The 17,944-nt window shown below is 69.6% G+C and carries 17 protein-coding genes and 1 tRNA gene; 9 read left to right on the top strand and 9 right to left on the bottom strand.

Features of this window, described 5'->3' with window-relative positions; genetic code table 11:
• Positions 1-145: 145 nt before the first annotated feature.
• From HDA39_RS00405 to HDA39_RS00385, 5 genes are all read right to left on the bottom strand, one after another.
• A complete protein-coding gene (locus HDA39_RS00405) occupies positions 146-1,195 on the bottom strand; it encodes a 2-dehydropantoate 2-reductase (RefSeq protein ID WP_184793246.1) in 1,050 nt (349 codons plus the stop codon).
• Between the two features lie 12 nt (positions 1,196-1,207).
• Complete coding sequence (gene gcl / locus HDA39_RS00400) at positions 1,208-2,983, bottom strand: glyoxylate carboligase (RefSeq protein WP_184793245.1); 1,776 nt, start codon at positions 2,981-2,983, stop codon at positions 1,208-1,210.
• A 28-nt stretch (positions 2,984-3,011) separates the two neighbouring features.
• Positions 3,012-3,830 carry a hydroxypyruvate isomerase family protein gene (locus HDA39_RS00395; RefSeq protein WP_184793244.1) on the bottom strand — a complete coding sequence of 273 codons (819 nt, stop codon included), beginning with the start codon at positions 3,828-3,830 and terminating at the stop codon, positions 3,012-3,014.
• A 560-nt stretch (positions 3,831-4,390) separates the two neighbouring features.
• Positions 4,391-7,657: a glycoside hydrolase family 97 N-terminal domain-containing protein gene (locus HDA39_RS00390; protein WP_184793243.1), complete on the bottom strand. Its 3,267-nt coding sequence runs from the start codon at positions 7,655-7,657 to the stop codon at positions 4,391-4,393.
• A 76-nt stretch (positions 7,658-7,733) separates the two neighbouring features.
• Positions 7,734-8,171 carry a MarR family winged helix-turn-helix transcriptional regulator gene (locus tag HDA39_RS00385; RefSeq protein WP_184793242.1) on the bottom strand — a complete coding sequence of 146 codons (438 nt, stop codon included), beginning with the start codon at positions 8,169-8,171 and terminating at the stop codon, positions 7,734-7,736.
• 48 nt (positions 8,172-8,219) lie between these two features.
• On the opposite strand from HDA39_RS00385, the gene HDA39_RS00380 reads away from it, so the two are divergent.
• Complete coding sequence (locus HDA39_RS00380) at positions 8,220-9,662, top strand: MFS transporter (RefSeq protein WP_184793241.1); 1,443 nt, start codon at positions 8,220-8,222, stop codon at positions 9,660-9,662.
• Here HDA39_RS00380 and HDA39_RS00375 read toward each other — a convergent pair whose 3' ends face one another.
• A complete protein-coding gene (locus tag HDA39_RS00375; RefSeq protein ID WP_202892818.1) occupies positions 9,663-10,619 on the bottom strand; it encodes a GlxA family transcriptional regulator in 957 nt (318 codons plus the stop codon).
• Between the two features lie 121 nt (positions 10,620-10,740).
• On the opposite strand from HDA39_RS00375, the gene HDA39_RS00370 reads away from it, so the two are divergent.
• Positions 10,741-11,538, top strand: coding sequence for an alpha/beta hydrolase (locus HDA39_RS00370; protein ID WP_184793240.1), 798 nt, complete (start codon positions 10,741-10,743; stop codon positions 11,536-11,538).
• A gap of 268 nt (positions 11,539-11,806) precedes the next feature.
• Positions 11,807-12,010 carry a cold-shock protein gene (locus tag HDA39_RS00365; RefSeq protein WP_012919747.1) on the top strand — a complete coding sequence of 68 codons (204 nt, stop codon included), beginning with the start codon at positions 11,807-11,809 and terminating at the stop codon, positions 12,008-12,010.
• A gap of 67 nt (positions 12,011-12,077) precedes the next feature.
• Here HDA39_RS00365 and HDA39_RS00360 read toward each other — a convergent pair whose 3' ends face one another.
• Positions 12,078-12,560 carry a GNAT family N-acetyltransferase gene (locus HDA39_RS00360; RefSeq protein ID WP_184793239.1) on the bottom strand — a complete coding sequence of 161 codons (483 nt, stop codon included), beginning with the start codon at positions 12,558-12,560 and terminating at the stop codon, positions 12,078-12,080.
• Positions 12,561-12,607: 47 nt separating this feature from the next.
• On the opposite strand from HDA39_RS00360, the gene HDA39_RS00355 reads away from it, so the two are divergent.
• The 3 genes from HDA39_RS00355 to HDA39_RS00345 all read left to right on the top strand — a co-directional run bounded on the left by HDA39_RS00355 (position 12,608) and on the right by HDA39_RS00345 (position 14,341).
• A complete protein-coding gene (locus HDA39_RS00355) occupies positions 12,608-13,522 on the top strand; it encodes a methyltransferase (protein ID WP_184793238.1) in 915 nt (304 codons plus the stop codon).
• Between the two features lie 91 nt (positions 13,523-13,613).
• Complete coding sequence (gene orn / locus HDA39_RS00350; RefSeq protein ID WP_184793237.1) at positions 13,614-14,222, top strand: oligoribonuclease; 609 nt, start codon at positions 13,614-13,616, stop codon at positions 14,220-14,222.
• A gap of 46 nt (positions 14,223-14,268) precedes the next feature.
• Positions 14,269-14,341: transfer RNA gene (locus HDA39_RS00345), tRNA-His, on the top strand.
• A 337-nt stretch (positions 14,342-14,678) separates the two neighbouring features.
• On the opposite strand, the gene HDA39_RS00340 is transcribed toward HDA39_RS00345, so the two are convergent.
• Positions 14,679-15,431, bottom strand: coding sequence for an SDR family NAD(P)-dependent oxidoreductase (locus HDA39_RS00340; RefSeq protein ID WP_184793236.1), 753 nt, complete (start codon positions 15,429-15,431; stop codon positions 14,679-14,681).
• 89 nt (positions 15,432-15,520) lie between these two features.
• Here HDA39_RS00340 and HDA39_RS00335 point away from each other — a divergent pair, with 89 nt between their 5' ends.
• Positions 15,521-15,955, top strand: a complete 435-nt coding sequence (locus HDA39_RS00335) for an Rrf2 family transcriptional regulator (RefSeq protein ID WP_184793235.1) — start codon at positions 15,521-15,523, stop codon at positions 15,953-15,955.
• Positions 15,956-16,056: 101 nt separating this feature from the next.
• Here the strand turns inward: HDA39_RS00335 and HDA39_RS44045 are convergent, their stop codons facing one another.
• The gene (locus tag HDA39_RS44045; RefSeq protein ID WP_420488790.1) at positions 16,057-16,218 is read right to left on the bottom strand and encodes a hypothetical protein; all 162 of its coding nucleotides are present in this window, start codon (positions 16,216-16,218) and stop codon (positions 16,057-16,059) included.
• Between the two features lie 244 nt (positions 16,219-16,462).
• On the opposite strand from HDA39_RS44045, the gene HDA39_RS00320 reads away from it, so the two are divergent.
• Together HDA39_RS00320 and HDA39_RS00315 are read left to right on the top strand one after the other, a co-directional pair.
• On the top strand, positions 16,463-17,284 hold the full coding sequence (locus tag HDA39_RS00320) for a DNA-formamidopyrimidine glycosylase family protein (RefSeq protein ID WP_184793234.1): 822 nt from the start codon (positions 16,463-16,465) through the stop codon (positions 17,282-17,284).
• 126 nt (positions 17,285-17,410) lie between these two features.
• Entirely contained in the window at positions 17,411-17,917 is a 507-nt protein-coding gene (locus tag HDA39_RS00315) for a hypothetical protein (RefSeq protein ID WP_184793233.1), read from the top strand.
• Positions 17,918-17,944 lie beyond the last annotated feature (27 nt).

The raw sequence follows: 17,944 nt of genomic DNA, 5'->3' as shown, positions 1-17,944 counted from the left end.
AACGCTAGTCACCGGGCTGAGGACCGGCAACCGAAATAGACGCTGCGCCCCGAAAGACCTCGCGGAGTCCTTCGGAGCGCAGCGGGTGGAACAGGTGGGCCCAGAACGCGCGCAGTGGGCAGGGCTCGCCTCCGGACCCGCCTGGTCAGGGGGTGACGACCGCGGCCGGCCGGCCCGGGCCGGGGATCCGGCCCGAGGTGGGAGCGTGCGCGACCTTCTCGGCCGACGTACCGACCTTGCTGGACAAGAGATCCGCGACGGCGTGCACCGCGCGCAGGGTGGGCGCCAAGGTCTCGGTCAGGTCGGCCAGCTCCACCACCGCCGCGAGGATCACGTCGAGCTCGAGCGGCTTGTCCTTCTCCAGGTCCTGCAGCATCGAGGTCTTGTGCTCGCCGACCCGCTCGGCGCCGTCGATCCGCTTGTCGACCGAGATGTCGGGCGTGCTGCCGACCGCTCGGGCGATCTCCAGCGTCTCCTCCATCATCAGCTTCACCATCGCGCGGGTGCCCTGGTGGGTGGCGATCTCGACCATCGTCGCCCGGGCCAGCGCGCTGATCGGGTTGAACGCCGCGTTGCCGAGCAGCTTGATCCAGATGTCGTTGCGGACGTCGTTCTCGACCGGGCACTTCAGCCCGCCCGCGACCATCGCCTCGCTGAACTCCAGGCACCGCTCGCTCTGCCCGCCGACCGGCTCGCCGATCGAGAACCGGGTCCCTTCGAGATGCCGTACGACGCCCGGCCCGTCCAGCTCGGTCGAGCAGTAGACGACGCAGCCGATCGCGCGTTCGAGCTGGATGACCCGGGTCACCTCACCACCCGGGTCGACCGACTCGATCCGGTGCCCCTCGTACGGGCCCGGCAGCCCGTGGAAGTACCACCACGGGATGCCGTTCTGGGCCGCGATCACCGCGGTCTTGTCGTGCAGCAGCGGTTCCAGCAGCGGGCCGCTGGTCGCGTACGAGTTGGCCTTCAGCCCGAGGAAGACGAAGTCGACCGGACCGATCTCCTGCGGGTCGTCGGTGGCCGGCGTCCGGGCGAGCCAGTCGCCGCGCGGGCTGTGCACCTGGACGCCGTTCTTCCGGATCGCCTCGAGATGGGCGCCACGAGCCACCAGGTGGACCTCGGTCCCGCCGCGGTGCAGGGCCGCGCCGACGTACGCGCCGATCGCTCCGGCGCCGAGAACTGCGACTCTCATCGTGTCCCTCCTTCAGTCTCGTAGGCCGGAGGCGGTCGGGATCGGGTCGACCACGCCGTCCAGCTCGTCGAACTCGACCACGTTGTCCAGCTCGGTGCCCATGGCAACGTTCGTGACGCGTTCCAGGATCACCTCGACCACGACCGGTACCTCGTGCTCGACGAGCAGCTTCTTGGCCTCCTCGAGCGCCGGTCCGATCCCGTCCGGCGCGAACACCCGCAACGCCTTGCAGCCCAGGCCTTCGGCCACCTTGACGTGGTCGACGCCGTACCCGCCGAGCTCGGGGGTGTTGATGTTGTCGAACGAGAGCTGGACGCAGAAGTCCATGTCCAGCCCGCGCTGGGCCTGCCGGATCAGCCCGAGGTAGGCGTTGTTCACCACCACGTGGATGTAGGGGATCTTGAACTGCGCGCCGACCGCGAGCTCCTCGATCAGGAACTGGAAGTCGTAGTCGCCCGACAGCGCCACGACCGTCGACTCCGGATCGGCGACCGCGACCCCGAGCGCGGCCGGACCGGTCCAGCCGAGCGGTCCCGCCTGGCCGGCGTTGATCCAGTGCCGGGGCCGGTAGACGTGCAGCATCTGGGCGGCCTGGATCTGCGACAGCCCGATCGTGGAGACGTACCGGACGTCGGGTCCGAAGGCATGGTTCATCTCCTGGTAGACCCGCTGCGGCTTCACCGGTACGTCGTCGAAGTCGGTACGCCGTACCAGCGTGCGTTTGCGGTCCCGGCACTCGGCCGCCCACGCCGACCGGTCCGGCAACGGCCCCTCGGCCATCCGGGTCCGGGCGACGTGGATCAGCGTCTCCAGCGCCGCCCTCGCGTCCGACACGATGCCGAGATCGGGGGCGAACACCCGGCCGATCTGGGTCGGCTCGATGTCGATGTGCACGAACTTGCGCTCACCCCGGTAGACGTCCAGCCCGCCGGTGTGCCGGTTGGCCCACCGGTTGCCGATGCCGACGACCAGGTCGGAGGCGAGCAGCGTCTGGTTGCCGTAGCGGTGGGAAGTCTGCAGGCCGACCATGCCGGCCATCAGCCGGTGGTCGTCCGGGATCGTGCCCCAGCCCATCAGCGTCGGCACCACCGGTACGCCGTTCAGCTCGGCGAACTCGACCAGGAGGTCCGCCGCGTCGGCGTTCACGATGCCACCACCGGCCACGATCAGCGGGTGCTCGGCCGCCGCCAGCAGGTCGAGCACCTTCTCGGCCTGGGCCACGCTGGCGCGCGGGGTCGCGATCGGCAGCGGCACGTACAGCTCGGGATCGAAGTCGATCTCGGTCAGCTGGACGTCCAGCGGCAGGTCGATCAGCACCGGGCCGGGACGCCCGCCGCGCATCACCTGGAACGCCTTCTGGAAGGTGCCCGGGACCTGGGCCGCCTCCAGCACGGTGACCGCCAGCTTGGTCACCGTCTGCGCGATGGACGGTACGTCGATCGCCTGGAAGTCCTCCTTGTGCAGCTTGGCCACCGGCGCCTGCCCGGTGATGCACAGGATCGGGATCGAGTCGGCCGAGGCGGCGTACAGGCCGGTGATCATGTCGGTCCCGGCCGGGCCCGACGTCCCGACGCAGACACCGATGTTGCCGGCCTTCGCGCGGGTGTAGCCCTCGGCCATGCGGGAGGCACCCTCGACGTGCCGGGCCAGCACGTGTTTCAGCTCGCCCTGGGCCCGGACGGCGGCGTAGAACGGGTTGATGGCGGCGCCGGGAAGGCCGAACAGGTGGGAGACGCCCTCGCGCCGGAGGATCTCCACCGCCGCGCGGGCGGCAGTCATTCGTGGCATGCCAGCTCCTTGTCGGTCAGGACGTCGGTCAGGACGATTCGCGGTCGGTCAGCCAGCCGAAGCTGTCGGCGGTCGGGCCGGACGGCTTGTACTCCAAGCCGATCCAGCCGTCGTACCCGGCCTCGGCGAGCTCGCCGAGATGCTGCCCGATCGGGATCGTGCCGGTGCCGGGCTCGTTGCGCCCGGGGGCGTCCGCGATCTGTACGTGCGCGATCCGGTCGGCGTACGTCGTGATCGCCTTGCTCACGTCGTCCCCGTTGACGGTCAGGTGGTACAGGTCGGCCAGCAACCCGATGCTCGTGACACCGGACTCGGCGACCACGCGGTCGATCACCGCGATCGCGTCGGCCGCGGTCAGCAGCGGGTAGTGTTCGGCGCCGCTGACCGGTTCGACGAGGACCGTGGCGCCGAAGGAACCGGCCGCGGTGGCGGCCAGCGCGAGGTTCTCGGCGGCCAGTTCGTCCTGCGCCTGGGGCGCGACTCCCTCGACCCGGTTGCCGTACAGCGCGTTGAACGCACGGCAGCCGAGGCGTTCCCCGATCCCCAGCGTGACCGCGAGGTTGTCGCGGAACTCCAGCGATCGTTGCGGCCAGGACACCAGGCCGCGGTCGCCACCCGGCATGTCACCGGCAGCGAAGTTCAGTCCGGTCAGCTGGACGCCGGCTTCCAGGATCGCGCGCTCGAACGCGTCGACCTCGGCGTCCCCCGGCAGAGCGGAGTCGAACGGCCACCAGAACTCCACGGCCTCGAAGCCGGCAGTACGAGCGGCGGCGGGTCTTTGCAGCAAAGGCAGTTCGGTGAACAGGAGCGAGCAGTTCACGGCGAACCTGGGCACAGCAGTTTCCATGGTCCCGCCTTTCGGAGGGGCTCGGTATACCGCATACAGTAGGCCGGGCGTTCGAGAAGGGTCAAGGCATGACCAACGTCACATTCGGCGTCATCCGATAGGCCCTGCCTACCAAGGCTCCGGGAAAGCGCTCCCCCGTGTCGGGTGGCAGGATCGGCCGGATGAACGACGCTGCCGATCCGCCGGTTTCCTAGAACATCCGCGCCCGCGACCTGGGCGCCGTACCGGCGCTGGTCGAAGGTCCGCAGCTCTTCCCGTCGTCGGCCGTGAGGTCCCTGTCGCGGTGTGGCTCGTCCCTGACCCCGAGCAAACTCGCCGAGCCCGGGAGGCCCGGCTAGCTCGCGTGGAGGACCCCGCTGCCAGAGCGCCTCGAAGGTCTGCTCGCGCGCGATGTCGTGCTGGCCAGGCGGATCCGGGAGGAAGCGGCCGAGCACGACCGACCGGTCATCGATGTCCCCGCTACTCCCGACTGGCCCGCGATCACCGCGGCCGTGCAGGAGATCTTCGGCGACCTCCCGCACCTCGCTCCGGGTGAAACCTACGCCGGACGGAAGCGCAGCTCAGCGATGAACCACGCCGGGGTCGGCCTCCAGGGTGATCGAGTCCAGGTTGACGTTGCCGTTGTCGTTCGGCCCGTAAGTGAACGTCACAGGACTGCCCGGGTCGAGCGGCAGGGCGACCTCGTGCTCCGACCAGGTGTCCCAGTTCGCCAGCGTGGGCAGCTGGAGCTGGGCCGACTTCGTCCCACTGGCCAGCGTCATCGTCTGGGTCGTGCCGATCGCGTTGGCATAGCGGAGACGCACCGAGTAGAGACCCGCCGCGACGACCGGCGCGACGAACCGTACGGCGCTGCCCTTGGTCTTCAGACAAGCCACGAAACCCGTGCCCGTGTAGCCCGTGTGATCAGTACGCCGGCACGCGCCACTGACGAGCTCCGCGGACTCCGCCTCGATCGTTCGGGGGCCGGCGGCAAACACTCCACCGGCCGCCAGCAGCTCCGCGGCCACCGCGGGATCGATCGGCCCCGCCTCGACCAGGGCGGTGAACCGGGTGACAGCCGCCTGCATCCCCGCCCGGTCGTCGACGACCGCCGCGGCGATCGCACTCTTCAGCTCGGCAAGGAGCCGGCTCGACAACACCGGGTCCACGGCCGCCTGCCGCACCTTGAGTGCCAAGGACAACAATCCCTGCGGCTCACCGAGCCGAGTGGTCAGCAACTCGTCGATCGCCGTACGGGCCTCGGCACTCACCTCAGCAACAGGCAGACCGTACAGCGCCAGCCGCGCCTCCTGCAGAGCCAGCAGCCGGCCGTTCACGTCACCCCGCAGTAGCTGGCCCTCCGCCTTGATCAGCGGGACCTCGAGCCGCACCATCGCGAACGTCGTCAACTTGCCGGACCGCCGCAGCTCAGGAACGAGCTTCAGCAGCGAACGCGGCTGAGCCACTCGCACCGCTCGACCACGCTGCCCACCAGGCGCACCCACCGCCACCAGGAAATCCCGATCCGGTACGGCGGAAGCAGGCACCGTCCACTCGGCCGTTCGCGTCCCGCGACCAGCGACCCGTACATCGCGCGGCTGTCCGACGGCTCGACCGTCGATGAACACCTGCGCCGGGAAGCCGGCCACGGTGCTGCCCGAGTTGCTGATCGGGACCTTCACGCTGAGCTGCTGGGTCGCCGCGTCCAGCGCGGTCGTGGGCGTGCCGTAGCCCGCACGCGGCCCGGCGTACCAGGACAGTGTCCGCAGGTCCGTCGCGGTCGCGGGCCTGAGCTTGACCGCTTGGCCGCCGGCCCCGGCCAGCGCCATCGACAACCGGGTCGACGAGTTGACCAGCACCTTGCTGATCTCGACGGGCAGCGGGTCACCCTTCCAGCTCGTCCCCTCGGCATCGGCGTAGATCTCGGCCACGAACGTGCCGCGCCGCAGGAACGACAGCGGCGTCTGCAGCACCCCGTCGTTCTCGTCGGTGATCGCACCGAGGTACCAGGTGGAACCGCTGCGCCGGGCCGTCGTGGTGTAGTCCCCGATGACGCTGTCGAGGACCCGCGTCTCGTCCCAGCTCGCCGGAAGGTCCTTCAGGAAGGCGAATCCGGGATGGGCCGCGTAGTTCTCCGGCGTGTCCGCGAGCATCTGCAGCGGGCTGAAGAACGTCGGGTACAGCGCGAGCTGCGCGGCCGACGTGGTCTGCACGCGGGTCCCGAGGCGGGCCGGGTCCCAGGTCACGTTCAGTACGCCGGGCGTGTAGTCGGCGGGCCCACCCATGAAGCGGGTGAAGGGCAGGATCGTCGCCTGCGCCGGAGGGTTGCCCTGGGCCCCCATGTAGTTCTGCTGCTCCATCCCGGCGACGCCCTCGCCGGACATCATGTTCGGGTAAGTGCGGCCCAGGCCGGTCGGCTTGATCGCCTCGTGGGCGTTGACCGTGATCTTGTGCCGGGCGGCCGCGTCGACGGCGCGCTGGTAGTGGCGGACTGCTTCCTGGTCGTAGTGGCTGCGGTTCACGCCGCCGAGCAGGAACTTGGTGGCGTAGCCGGTCTTGATCGCGTGGATGCCGAGCTCCTCGTACGTCGAGAAGATCTCCTCCAGGTGCGCGTCGTAGTAGTCGACGTCGCCACGGGTCTCGTTGTGCGCGATGTAGCCGACGCCGTTCGCCTCGGCGTACCGGAGGACTTCGGGAAGGTCGAAGTCGGCCTGCGGCGTGAGGAAGTCCTGACCGGCCCACTGGCCACCGGCGTTGGTGTTCCAGCCCTCGGCCAGCACGAACTTGGCGCCCGCCCGCTTGGCCAGGTCGATGTACTGCTTGACCCGCGCGGTGGTCGCGCCGTGCTTCGGCCCGGCGAACCAGGTGGTGTCGCGGCGCTGCAGTTCCCACCAGACACCGACGTACGTCGCGGGCTTGATCCAGGACGTGTCGGTGCAGATCTTGCACGGGTCGTTGAGGTTCTCGATCAGGTGCGACTCGCCCAGATCGCCGGCGCGCTGCCCGACCGTCAGCGTGCGCCACGGCGTCGAGAACTCGCCGGCCAGCTTGGCCTTGGTGCCGTCCGGCAGGGAGATCAGCTCGCTGGCGAACGTGCCGGGCCGGCCCTGCACCGCCTTCAGCGTCATGCTCGGGTAGTCGATCAGCGCGGCCTCGTGCACCACCACGAACGAGTCGGCGGCCGGCGACGCGGTGATCGGCGTCTGCGCGGTGGCGACGCCGGACAACGGCAGGTCGCGGTAGTGCTTCTCGTCGGCGTTCCAGTCCGTGCCCGCGGCGATCGACCAGCTCCGCGCGGCGGGATCGAGGGCGAACTCGGTCTTCTCGGCCGTCACGGTGTAGTCGTCGAGGCCGGGCTGGCCGGGGAAGTGGTAGCGGAAGCCGACCCCGTCGTCGAAGACCCGGAAGACCAGGTCGAGCTCGAACCCCGTACCGGCCTGGACGGCGTGCACGGTGAGCTCGCTCGCGTGGTTCCTGACCTGGCTCGAGGTCCCCCAGACGGGCTTCCAGGTCTCGTCGACCGTACGCCGTTCGACCGACTCGATCGTCATGCCCTGCGTCAGGCTGGGCCGTCCCGCGAGGTCGAGCCCGAGTCCGGACGTGCCGACGAGGACCTTGCTCCGGCTCCGCACGCTGTAGACGAGCCGGCCGTTCTCGCTGCCGATCGTGACTCGCAGCTTCCCGTCCGGCGAGGTGACGGTTTCGGTGTGCTGCCCGGTGACTTCCGTCAGGCCGGCGGCCGGCTGCGCGGCCTGGGCCGGGGTCATGACCACTCCTGACGCGATGACTGCCATCGCCATCGCGAGCAGTCCGGTCCGTCTTCTCCGCTGGGAGCCCTCACGGTTCATGCACGCCTCATCTGTCCAGGGGTTACAACGTTGTACAGGGTTCCCTGGCCAGGCCGGTCGTGTCTACCCCTGGTGGTCAGCCGTGCGTCGAGCGCAGCGCGATGGCCAGTTCCTCCAGCGCGGGCAACGCGTCGATGATCGTGCGGGCGGACTCCTCCGGGAGCTGGTCGAGGCACTTGCCGATCGCCTCGGTGCGCAGCAGCTTGATGCGCTTCTGCAGCTCGTGGCCCTGGGCGGTGGCCTCGACCTGGATGGCACGCAGGTCGGCCGGATTCGGGTCGCGCTGGATCAGGCCGAGCTCGGTCAGCCGGCCGATCACGCGGGAGACCATCGTCGGGTTCAGGCCCTCCAGCTGGGCCAGTTCGGTCAGGCCGAGCGGGCCCCGGAACGCGATCAGCCCGAGCACCGACGCCTGGGTCGGCGTCAGGCCCTCGTCGGTGGCCGTGGCGTTGAGCTCCCGCGCGAGCCGCGAGATCACGCCGCGCAGCTTGTTCAACGTCTCGGTGTCGGACATCCGCTACCCCTTTATTGCCTGCTGGCAAGCAATGTACTCTGACTGCTGATGGAACCCCAGAGTCTCCCAGCCGCCGCCGGCCCTTCCAGTGATGGGCCGACCACCGTCGTCGACGGGCCCGCGCTCGGCGGGGACGAGCCGTCGCCGAAGCGGTGGATCGTCTTCCCGATCGTCTCGATCGCGCTGCTGATGGCCTCGATCGACCAGACCATCGTGGCCACCGCCCTGATCGCGATCCAGCGCGACCTCGGCGCGCAGCTGAACTGGAGCGGCTGGACGATCACCATCTACGCGCTCGGCCAGATCCTGGTGATGCCGGTGGCCGGCCGGCTCGGCGACCAGTTCGGCCGGAAGAAGATCTTCCTGCTCGCCGCCGTCCTGTTCACCGTCGCCTCGCTGGCCTGCAGTCTGGCCGACAACATCTACCTGCTGGTCGTGTTCCGCGCGTTCCAGGCGATCGGCGGCGGCGCCTTCATGCCGACCGCGACCGGCATCGTCGCCGAGCAGTTCGGCCGCGACCGCGACCGCGCGGTCGGCATGTTCACCTCGATCTTCCCGATCGGCGGCATCCTCGGCCCGATCATCGGCGGCGTGATCGTCACGTACTGGTCGTGGCGGGAGATCTTCCTGGTCAACGTCCCGGCCGGGATCCTGCTGATCCTGCTGGCGTGGAAGTTCATCCCGCACAGCGCGCCGAAGAAGGCGGCCCGGATCGACCTGGTCGGCGCGGCTCTGCTCGCGCTGACGATCCTGCTCGGCATGTACGGGATCAGCTCGCTCGGCAGTGGCGGCGCGTCGCCGTCGGACCCGCTGTTCATCGCCAGCGAGGTGCTCGCCCTCGTCTTCGGGATCCTCTTCGTCCGGCACGCCAACCGCGCCGCCGACCCGTTCATCCCGGTCCGGCTGCTGCGCGGCCGCGGCTTCGGCGTGATGAACGCGATCAACCTCCTGTACGGCGCCGCCGTACTCGGCTTCGGCGCGCTCGTCCCCCTGTACGCCGAGGCCCGCTACGGGATCCAGCCGCTCGAGGCCGGAACGTTGCTCACGGCAAGGGCTGTCGGGATGATCTGCGTGGCCGGGCTGGCCGTGTTCGCGTTGCGCCGTACGGGCTACCGCGCGCCGATGATCGGCGGGTTCCTGCTGGTCGCGGGCGGGATGACGATCATGTCGCTGGCGCCGCACGGCCTCACGCCGTACGCGTGGCTGGCCGCGGCGGCCGCCGTGACAGGGATCGGGATGGGGTTGTCGATCCCGGCCTCGAACAACGCGTCGCTGCAGCTCGCGCCGGACCAGATCTCCGCCATCGCCGGGCTGCGCGGGATGTTCCGGCAGTCGGGCGGGATCATCGCGGTCTCGGTGACCACGGCGATCCTGTCGCACGCCGCCAACCCGGGGGTCGCGCAGGCGCACAGCTTCATCGTGTTCGCGGCGGTGCTGGTGCTGATCATCCCGTTCGCGTTCATGGTGCCGGACCACCGCGGCTCCTGGTAGCTACCCGGCCGCGAGCTTGAAGGTCGCGCGGTACGCGCCCGGGCTGGTCCCGCTGCTCAGCAGGAAGTGCCGGCGCAGCGACTCGGTCGAGCCGAAGCCGGCGGCGTACGCGATCTGGGTGACGGTCAGGTCCGACTCCTCCAGCAGCTCGCGTGCTCTCTCGACCCGTCGCATCACCACCCAGTCGAGCAGCGACTGCCCGGTCTCGGCCCGGAAACGCCGCGCCAGCGTCCGCGTGCTCATGTGCGCGTGGTCCGCGACGTACTGCAGGGACAGCGGCTCGTCGAGGTGCTCGATCATCCACGCCAGCACGGGCGCGAGCCCGCCGGTCAGCGGCTTCTCGATGATCTTCGTGTACTGCGCCTGACCGCCGGCGCGGTGCGGCGGGCTGACCAGCAGCCGGGACATGTCGTTCGCGTACGACTGGCCGTGGTCGGACCGGAGTACGTGCAGGCACAGGTCGGCCGCCGCGAGCATCCCGCCCGACGTGAGGACCTGCCCGTCGTCGACGTACAGCTCGTGCTCGGCCAGCTCCACCCGTGGGAACTCGGCGCGGAAGTCGTCGGCCAGCGCCCAGTGCGTGGTGACGCGATGCCCGTCCAGGACCCCGGCGTACCCGAGGACGAACGCGCCCGCGCAGAGCGAGATCAGCCGGGCGCCGTCACCGGCCGCCGACGCGATCGCCTCCAGCGTCTCGGGGTCACGGGCGGCGAGCGGGTCGTCGACGCCGGGAATGACGACGGTGTCCGCGGTGGCCAGCTCGGCCATCGGGAGCAGCTCACCGAAGGTCGGTACGCCGGTCCGCCCGCACAGCACCACGTCGTACGGGGACTCCGGCTCGGTGCGGATCCGGTCGAACATCGTCGGGCGCCGCCCGAACGCCTGTACGGCGACGGCCAGGTCGAGCGCCATCGTCCCCCCGAGCACCGCGATCGCGACCCGGTGCCTGTCGGCCATCTCGGCCCCCTTTCGGGTGTCCTGATCTGGGGCAAGTATGGCCCGGATCGGGGCGTGCGCGGGGGGCCTGTGGACGAAGACTGGAGTCATCGACCGCAGCACTTCTCAGGAGGACAGACAGATGACACCCGACACGATCGTCCTGGTCCACGGTTTCTGGGTCACGCCGCGCAGCTGGGAACACTGGATCGCGCACTACGAGGGCCTCGGCTACACGGTGATCGCCCCGGCGTACCCGGGCTACGAGGTGGAGGTCGAGGCGCTGAACGCCGACTCGACCCCGATCCGGGACATCACCGTGCCGGAGATCATCGCCCACTACGAGAAGGTCATCGGCGCGCTGGACACCCCGCCGATCCTGATCGGGCACTCCGCCGGTGGCGCGTTCGTGCAGATCCTGCTCGACCACGGGTACGGCGCGGCCGGCGTCGCGATCAACTCCGCGCCGACCGAGGGCGTCCGGGTGATCCCGCCGAACCAGGTGAAGGCGACCTTCCCCGTCCTGAACAACCCGGCGAACCGGAAGAAGGCGATCGGCTACACCCACGAGCAATGGCACTACGCGTTCACGAACACGTTCTCCGAGGAGGAGTCGCGCCGGCTGTACGAGCGGTACCACATCCCCGCCTCGGGCGGGATCCTGTGGGACAGCGTGCTGGCCAACTTCAGGCCCGGCAAGCAGGCCACCTGGGTCGACTACGCCAACGACCGGCGCGCTCCCCTGCTGCTGATGTCGGGCGGCGAGGACCACCTGATGCCGCCGGCGATCCAGCGCTCCAACTACAAGCACTACAAGTCGGACCAGACCGTCACGGAACTGAAGGTCTACCCGGGTCGCTCGCACCTGATGCCGGCCGAGCCCGGCTGGGAGACGATCGCCGACGACGCGCTGGCCTGGGCCGTCGACCACGCCCGCTGAACCGGGTGCCAGACCTGCGCCGTCCGGGGGAATTCGGGATCCCCCGGACGCGGCGGCGGCACTCTCTGTACTCGCAGTGATTTCGTGCTACCGTTTCCGTCGGTTGCAGTTTTGCAGTTCCACGTTCGTTCTTGAAACGCCCGCGGAGGTTGTGATCCGCAGGGCGTTTTTCCATTTCCGGGCCACGGTCCGGGTGGGAGGGCTCGTTCGGCAACCCAGGTGCCGGCAACCGTCGGACCTGATACCCGCCCCACCAAAGGAGCAGATCATGGCTAGCGGAACAGTGAAGTGGTTCAACGGCGAAAAGGGCTTCGGCTTCATCTCGCAGGACGGCGGCGGCGCCGACGTGTTCGTGCACTACTCGGCGATCGCGACGGACGGCTTCCGGACCCTCGACGAGAACCAGAAGGTCGAGTTCGACCTGGCCCAGGGCCCGAAGGGCCCGCAGGCGGAGAACGTCCGCCCGGTCTGAACCCCAAGCGCGTAACAGGCTCGCCCCGACTCGTCGGTGCGGGCCTGTTCCGTTGGTACGGCGTGGTTCAGCCTTGCCAGCGTTCTTCCCCGTCGTCGTCCAGCTCGCCGGTCGCCTCGAGCCCGGCGGCCGCGGCCACCTTCGCCGACGCGACGTGCTCCGGGTGCACCTGAGCCACCAGTCGCTCAGTTCCCTGCTTCCGCAGCCACTCGGTGAGGCCGATCGCCGCCTCCCGCGCGATTCCCCGGCCCTGCCAGTCCGCGCCGACGACCCACGCGATCTCCGCTTCGGCGCCGATCACCGTCGCCTGCACGTAGCCGACCAGTACGCCGTCCAGGCTGATCACCCAGTTCAGCCAGTACTCACCAGGCCGCCCCGGACCTGCCGTCTGCTTCTGGTAGCGCTGCGTCAACTGCTCCACCGACGGCGGCTCACCTCCGGTGAACCCGTACAGCTCCGGCGCCGCCAGCACCGCCGCCATCTCCTCGGCGTACTCGACGGCCAGCGGCAGCAGCTCCAGCCGCTCGGTCGAGAACTTCGTCGCGATCATCCGCACACCGTACGACGCCGACGCGCGTGATCCGCGACACTGGCCGCATGACCGAGATCGACTGGGCCGCTCACGCCGAGCACCTGCGCAAGACCGCGACCGACGAGGCCGGCTGGAACGCCCTCGCCGCCACCGACCTGGTCCGCCCGACCGACCGGCTGATCGTCGACGTCGGCTGCGGAGGCGGCGGCATGGCCATGGCTCTGGCGACCGCCGTACCGGAAGCCACGGTCGTCGCCCTCGACGCCGACGAGGAGGTCCTCCAGCAGGCCCGCAAACACACCGCCGGCCTGGTCCGCTGCGAACTGGTCTCGATGGACGACGGCCCCGAACCGCTCCGCGCGGCGATCGCCACCGCTGCCGCCGCCTCCTCCGCTTCCCCACATGCCGACCTCATCTGGGCATCCGCCTCCGTCCACCACGCGGCCGACCAGCAGGCGGCTGTCGCGGCGCTCGCATCGCTCCTCGCCTCCGGCGGCCGGCTTGCACTCGCCGAAGGCGGCCTGCCAACCCGCATGCTCCCCTGGGATCTCGGCCTCGGCGAGCCCGGTCTCGAGCTACGCCTCGACGCTGCTCAGGACCGCTGGTTCGCCGCCATGCGCGAGGGCATCCCCGGCTCGGTCCCCATGCCGTACGGCTGGACCGACGCCCTCCAATGCGCCGGCCTGACCGCCGTCACCACTCGCACGGTCCTCACCGAGAAACCCGTCCCACTGTCGGACGCCGACCGCGACCAGGTCATCGACCAACTCCGCCACCGCGTCGCCCGCCTCGACCCAGCTGCCTCCGAGCCCACCGGGCACGGCCACGGCCATGCGTCCGAAGAAGTGTTCCTGTCCACCACAGACCTCTCCGTCTGGCACCAACTGCTCGACCCGGACAGCCCGCACTTCCTCGGCCGGCGGACCGACCTGGCCTCGCTGTCCGCCCGCAGCATCCACGTCGGCCACGCACCCAGCTGACCTCCGTACGCCGTACAGCCGACCCCGCCACGCCCGGTAATTCGGCTGCCGGGCGCGACCTCGCCACGGACGCGCCGTAAGGTGAGTGCCCATGAATGACCGGCTGGTGTGGATCGACTGCGAGATGACCGGCCTCGACCTGGTGAACGATGCCTTGATCGAGGTCGCCGTACTCGTCACCGACTACGAACTCAACGTCCTCGGCGACGGCATCGACCTCGTGATCGCCCCGCCCCCGCAGGCGCTGGAGCAGATGGGCGACTTCGTCCGCGACATGCACACCGCCTCCGGCCTGCTCGAGGAACTGCCCGCCGGCATCCCGCTCGCCGACGCCGAGCAGCAGGTGCTCGACTTCATCAGCGGCTACGTCAAGGAACCCCGCAAGGCCGCCCTGGCCGGCAACTCCGTCGGCACCGACCGCACCTTCCTGGTCCGCGACATGCCCAAGGTCGAAGCCCACCTGCACTACCGCAACGTCGACGTCAGCTCCATCAAGGAACTCGTCCGCCGGTGGTACCCGCGCGTCTACTACGCCACCCCCGCCAAGACCGGAAACCACCGCGCCCTGGCCGACATCACCGAGTCGATCTCCGAGCTGCGCTACTACCGCCAGACCGTCTTCGTCCCCCAGCCCGGCCCCGACTCCGACACCGCCCGCGCCGCCGCCAGCCTGGTCACCACCCCGATTTCCGACAACTGACCAACGTCGCTATGATTACCGAGCCGCCGCAGTCAGGGCGGCAATGGTGGGTATAGCTCAGCTGGTAGAGCACCTGGTTGTGGTCCAGGGGGCCGCGGGTTCAAGTCCCGTTACTCACCCTCAGGCGAAGGCGACCCATGTCCGCGGAAAGCGCGGACCGGGTCGCCTTCGGCATTTTGTGCGGCTGCGCTTCGCTTGCCGCGTTGCGGGGGCTTCGCCACCCGCACCCCCTGCGCCTTCGCTTCGCTCGGCTGCTGTGGTTGGGGTGGGTTGTGCTACCGCGTTGTGGTGCACCACGATCAGCCTGCGGCCGCTTGCCTTCGCTTTGCTCGGCTGCTGTGGTTGGGGTTGTCGGTCGGGTGTGCTGTTCGGGGCACCAGCTTCACCTAGGTCAATGGACCTTTGGCCTACGGAGGAGTGAGTGCAGGCTAAGGACCAGTGTGTCCAAGGGTGGCTTCAGGCGTTGTAGCCGCCGTGGGCGTCGAGGACGGCGCCGGTGACATAGGTGGCGGTGGGGCCGGCTAGGAAGCCGATGGCGGCGGCGATTTCGTCGGGGTGGCCGATCCGCTGGATGGAAAGGCTGGAGACCAGCGCTTGCAGTGTCTCGGGGTCCGGGTTCATGCCGGACTCCATCAGGCCGGCCTCGACGACGTTCGCGGTGATGCCGCGGGGGCCGAGGTCGCGGGCGACGCCTAGCGTGTAGCGCTCGATTCCGGACTTGGTTGCGGCGTAGTCGGCCACGCCGGGGACGCCGACGCGCGAGCCGAGCCCGGAACTGATCGTGATGATCCGGCCGTTGTCGCGGAGCACCTTGACCGCGGCCCGGACGACGGCGATCACGCCGAGGTAGTTGACGGCGTGCATCCGGTCGAGGGCTGTGGTGTCCACGTCCGGGTCGTCGACGGTCCGGCCCTGTTCGACCGAGATGGCCGCGTTGTTCACCAGGATGTCGAGTCCGCCGTACGTCGCGACCACCTGGTCCATCAGCGCCGGTGCCTGACTTGTGTCGGCGTGGTCGACCTGGAACGCGACGGCCTTGGCCCCGAGCGCCTGGACCTCGTCGACCACGGCTTGTGCCTTGGCCGCCGAATGCACGTAGGTGAACGCGACGTCCGCGCCCTGCCCGGCCAGCAACCGGACCGTCGAAGCACCCAGCCCTCGGGACCCTCCGGTGACCAGCGCAACCTTGCCCGCCAATGCCTTGCTCATACCCTGCTCCTCAATCGTAACAAGAATGGTTACATCGCGATCAACGTAACACACTTGATTACGACAACAGCTGCCGTAGCCTTGTCACCGTGAGCGCGAACAGCAGGCTGACCATCGCGGCGCACGCGCTGGCCTGGATCGGTCTGTACCAGCGCCAGGGCCACCCGGTCGCCACCTCGGACCAGATCGCGGGGAGCGCGAACACCAACCCGGTCGTGATCCGCCGCCTGCTCGGTGAGCTGCGCGAGGCCGGGCTGGTCGAGGCGCGCCGCGGTGCCGGCGCCGGCTGGTCACTGACCCGCGACCTCGCCTCGATGACCCTGCTCGACGTGTACGACGCGGTCGAACCCGGACCACTCTTCGCCTTACATCGCGCCAGCCCCGACGAGGGGTGCGTGATCGGCCACGGCGTCCAGCCCGCGCTGCAAGATGTCTACGCCGGCATCGAGGGCACCGTGCGGACCCAGCTGAGCAAGACCACACTCGAAGACATCCTGCAGGCCGTACTGGCGGTCCCCCGCTAGCCGACGACCCGAACGAACGGCGCGACGAGACAGTCGCCATTGACGATGACGCCGATATCGAGGATGGCTTGGCGGCCCGCGTTCACGGCGTACGTCCTCGATCACCCCGCACACTCACTGGTGCACAGCGATGGCGACCTTGCCGCGTGGGCGTCGACGACCCTCGCGGCCAGAGCCGCCTTCCAGCATGTGTGCGCCTGTGCGATGTCTGCCAGTTCCAGCACAGCGCCGATCACCGGCCGGAGTTTGCCCTCATCGACCAGGCGGCCAGGGGCCGCGAGTTTGGCCCGCGATGCTGCGGCAAGCAGGGCTTGTGGTCGCCACCCGGCGGGGCAAGCGGACCTCTTACCGTCGCGACGAGGCGAACATCGCCCGCCTCCTGGAGACCCTGCGCGACGTCTTCTAGATCCCACGCCGTCCAGTCAGGGCGCCTGGTTCGGTGCGGTCACGCCGACAGTTGGTCAAGCCGTGGACCTCGGGCAATCGCGGTGACGCTACTCTCGGATGGTGCCTGAGCTTCCCGAGGTCGAGGCGGCCAGATCGGTGGTCGAACAGCACGGTCTGCGGCGGCGGATCGTCGAGGTCGACGACAGCGACTCCTTTGTCTGCCGTCCGCACCGGCCGGGTGAGATCCGCGCGGCGCTGCTCGGCAGCACACTCGTGAGCGCCCAGCGCCAGGGCAAGAGCATGTGGTGCGAGAGCCACGGCGCCAAGAGCGCGGTCACCCTCGGGATCCATCTCGGGATGTCGGGGAAGATCGTCGTCGCCGATCCCGACGGTACCGAAACCGACGGCGGCGACTACTGGGAGGGCCGGCGACAGCCTGGCGACTACAACTGGGCGCGGTTCACGCTCACCTTCGAGGACGGCGGGCGGCTGATGCTCGTCGACCCCCGCCGGCTCGGGCGGGTCCGGCTCGATCCCCCGGTGGACCAGCTCGGCCCGGACGCGCAGACGATGACGCCGGGCGAGTTCCGGACGGCGTTGTCCAGCGGTGGGTCGACCGCGGTCAAAGCGCGTCTGCTGGACCAGCACCGCATCGCGGGCATCGGCAACCTGCTCGCCGACGAGGTGCTGTGGCGAGCGAGGTTGCATCCGGCAACGACCGTCCGGGACCTGTCGCCGGCCCAGACCACGAAGCTCCTGCGCTCGATCCGGACCGCGATCGCGGCCGCCTTTCGTGGAGGAGGTGTGCACACCCTCACCGTCGTTCCCCACCGGCGCCCAGGTGGCACGTGCCCACGCGACCACGCACCGATGACCACCGGCACCGTCGGCGGCCGAACCAGCTGGTGGTGCTCAGCCGAACAACTCCTTCCCGAGAACTGACCGCTGCGGGCCGATGCCCCACACCTGGTCTGCCGTGGATTGCACCTTGTGACATCTACGGCACCTGGCCGCCGGGACAGCGTTGCGGGCGCGACTTGGACTGTTCTGTTTGAGAACATGACGGAGATGAAGTCCTCAGGAAGCGTGTGGTTCGTGTACGCGGTCGCCGTGGTGGTGACCTTCCTGATCGGCCTGCTCGCCTTCAGCGTGTTCGTCCTCGCCAAGGTTTTCGGCTCCTCCGAGCCCGGCCCCGCACCCGCTCCACCGCCGGTCACCCAAGCCGCCCCGGCACCTACCCCCACGCCGAAGACCACAACGGTCAAGGTCTTCGAGATCCGCCCGGTAGTCGCCGACGACCGCCAACTGGTCCTCATCGTCGCCACCCCCGCCGGCTGCACCCGCGCCCTCCGAGCCACCACGTACGCCGAGGGGCCCGGCGCCGTAGCCGTCCGGGTAACCCAACAGGCCTACCGCACCGGCTGCACCTGGCAACGCAAACCAGTCCTGGCCACCGCGGCCCGCCCTCTGGGCACCCGCTCGCTCATCGTCAACGGCACTCTCTGGACCCCCACCCGTAGCGGCGGCTACGAGCAAGCCCTGGCCACCACCTCAGCCCGCACCAACGGCACCTGAGCCCGCCTGCGCCCACGACGCCGCCTT

The organism is Kribbella italica, assembly GCF_014205135.1.
GTDB lineage: Bacteria > Actinomycetota > Actinomycetes > Propionibacteriales > Kribbellaceae > Kribbella > Kribbella italica.
Note: the sequence above shows the minus strand (reverse complement) of the source record. Positions and strands in the feature narration are given on the sequence as shown.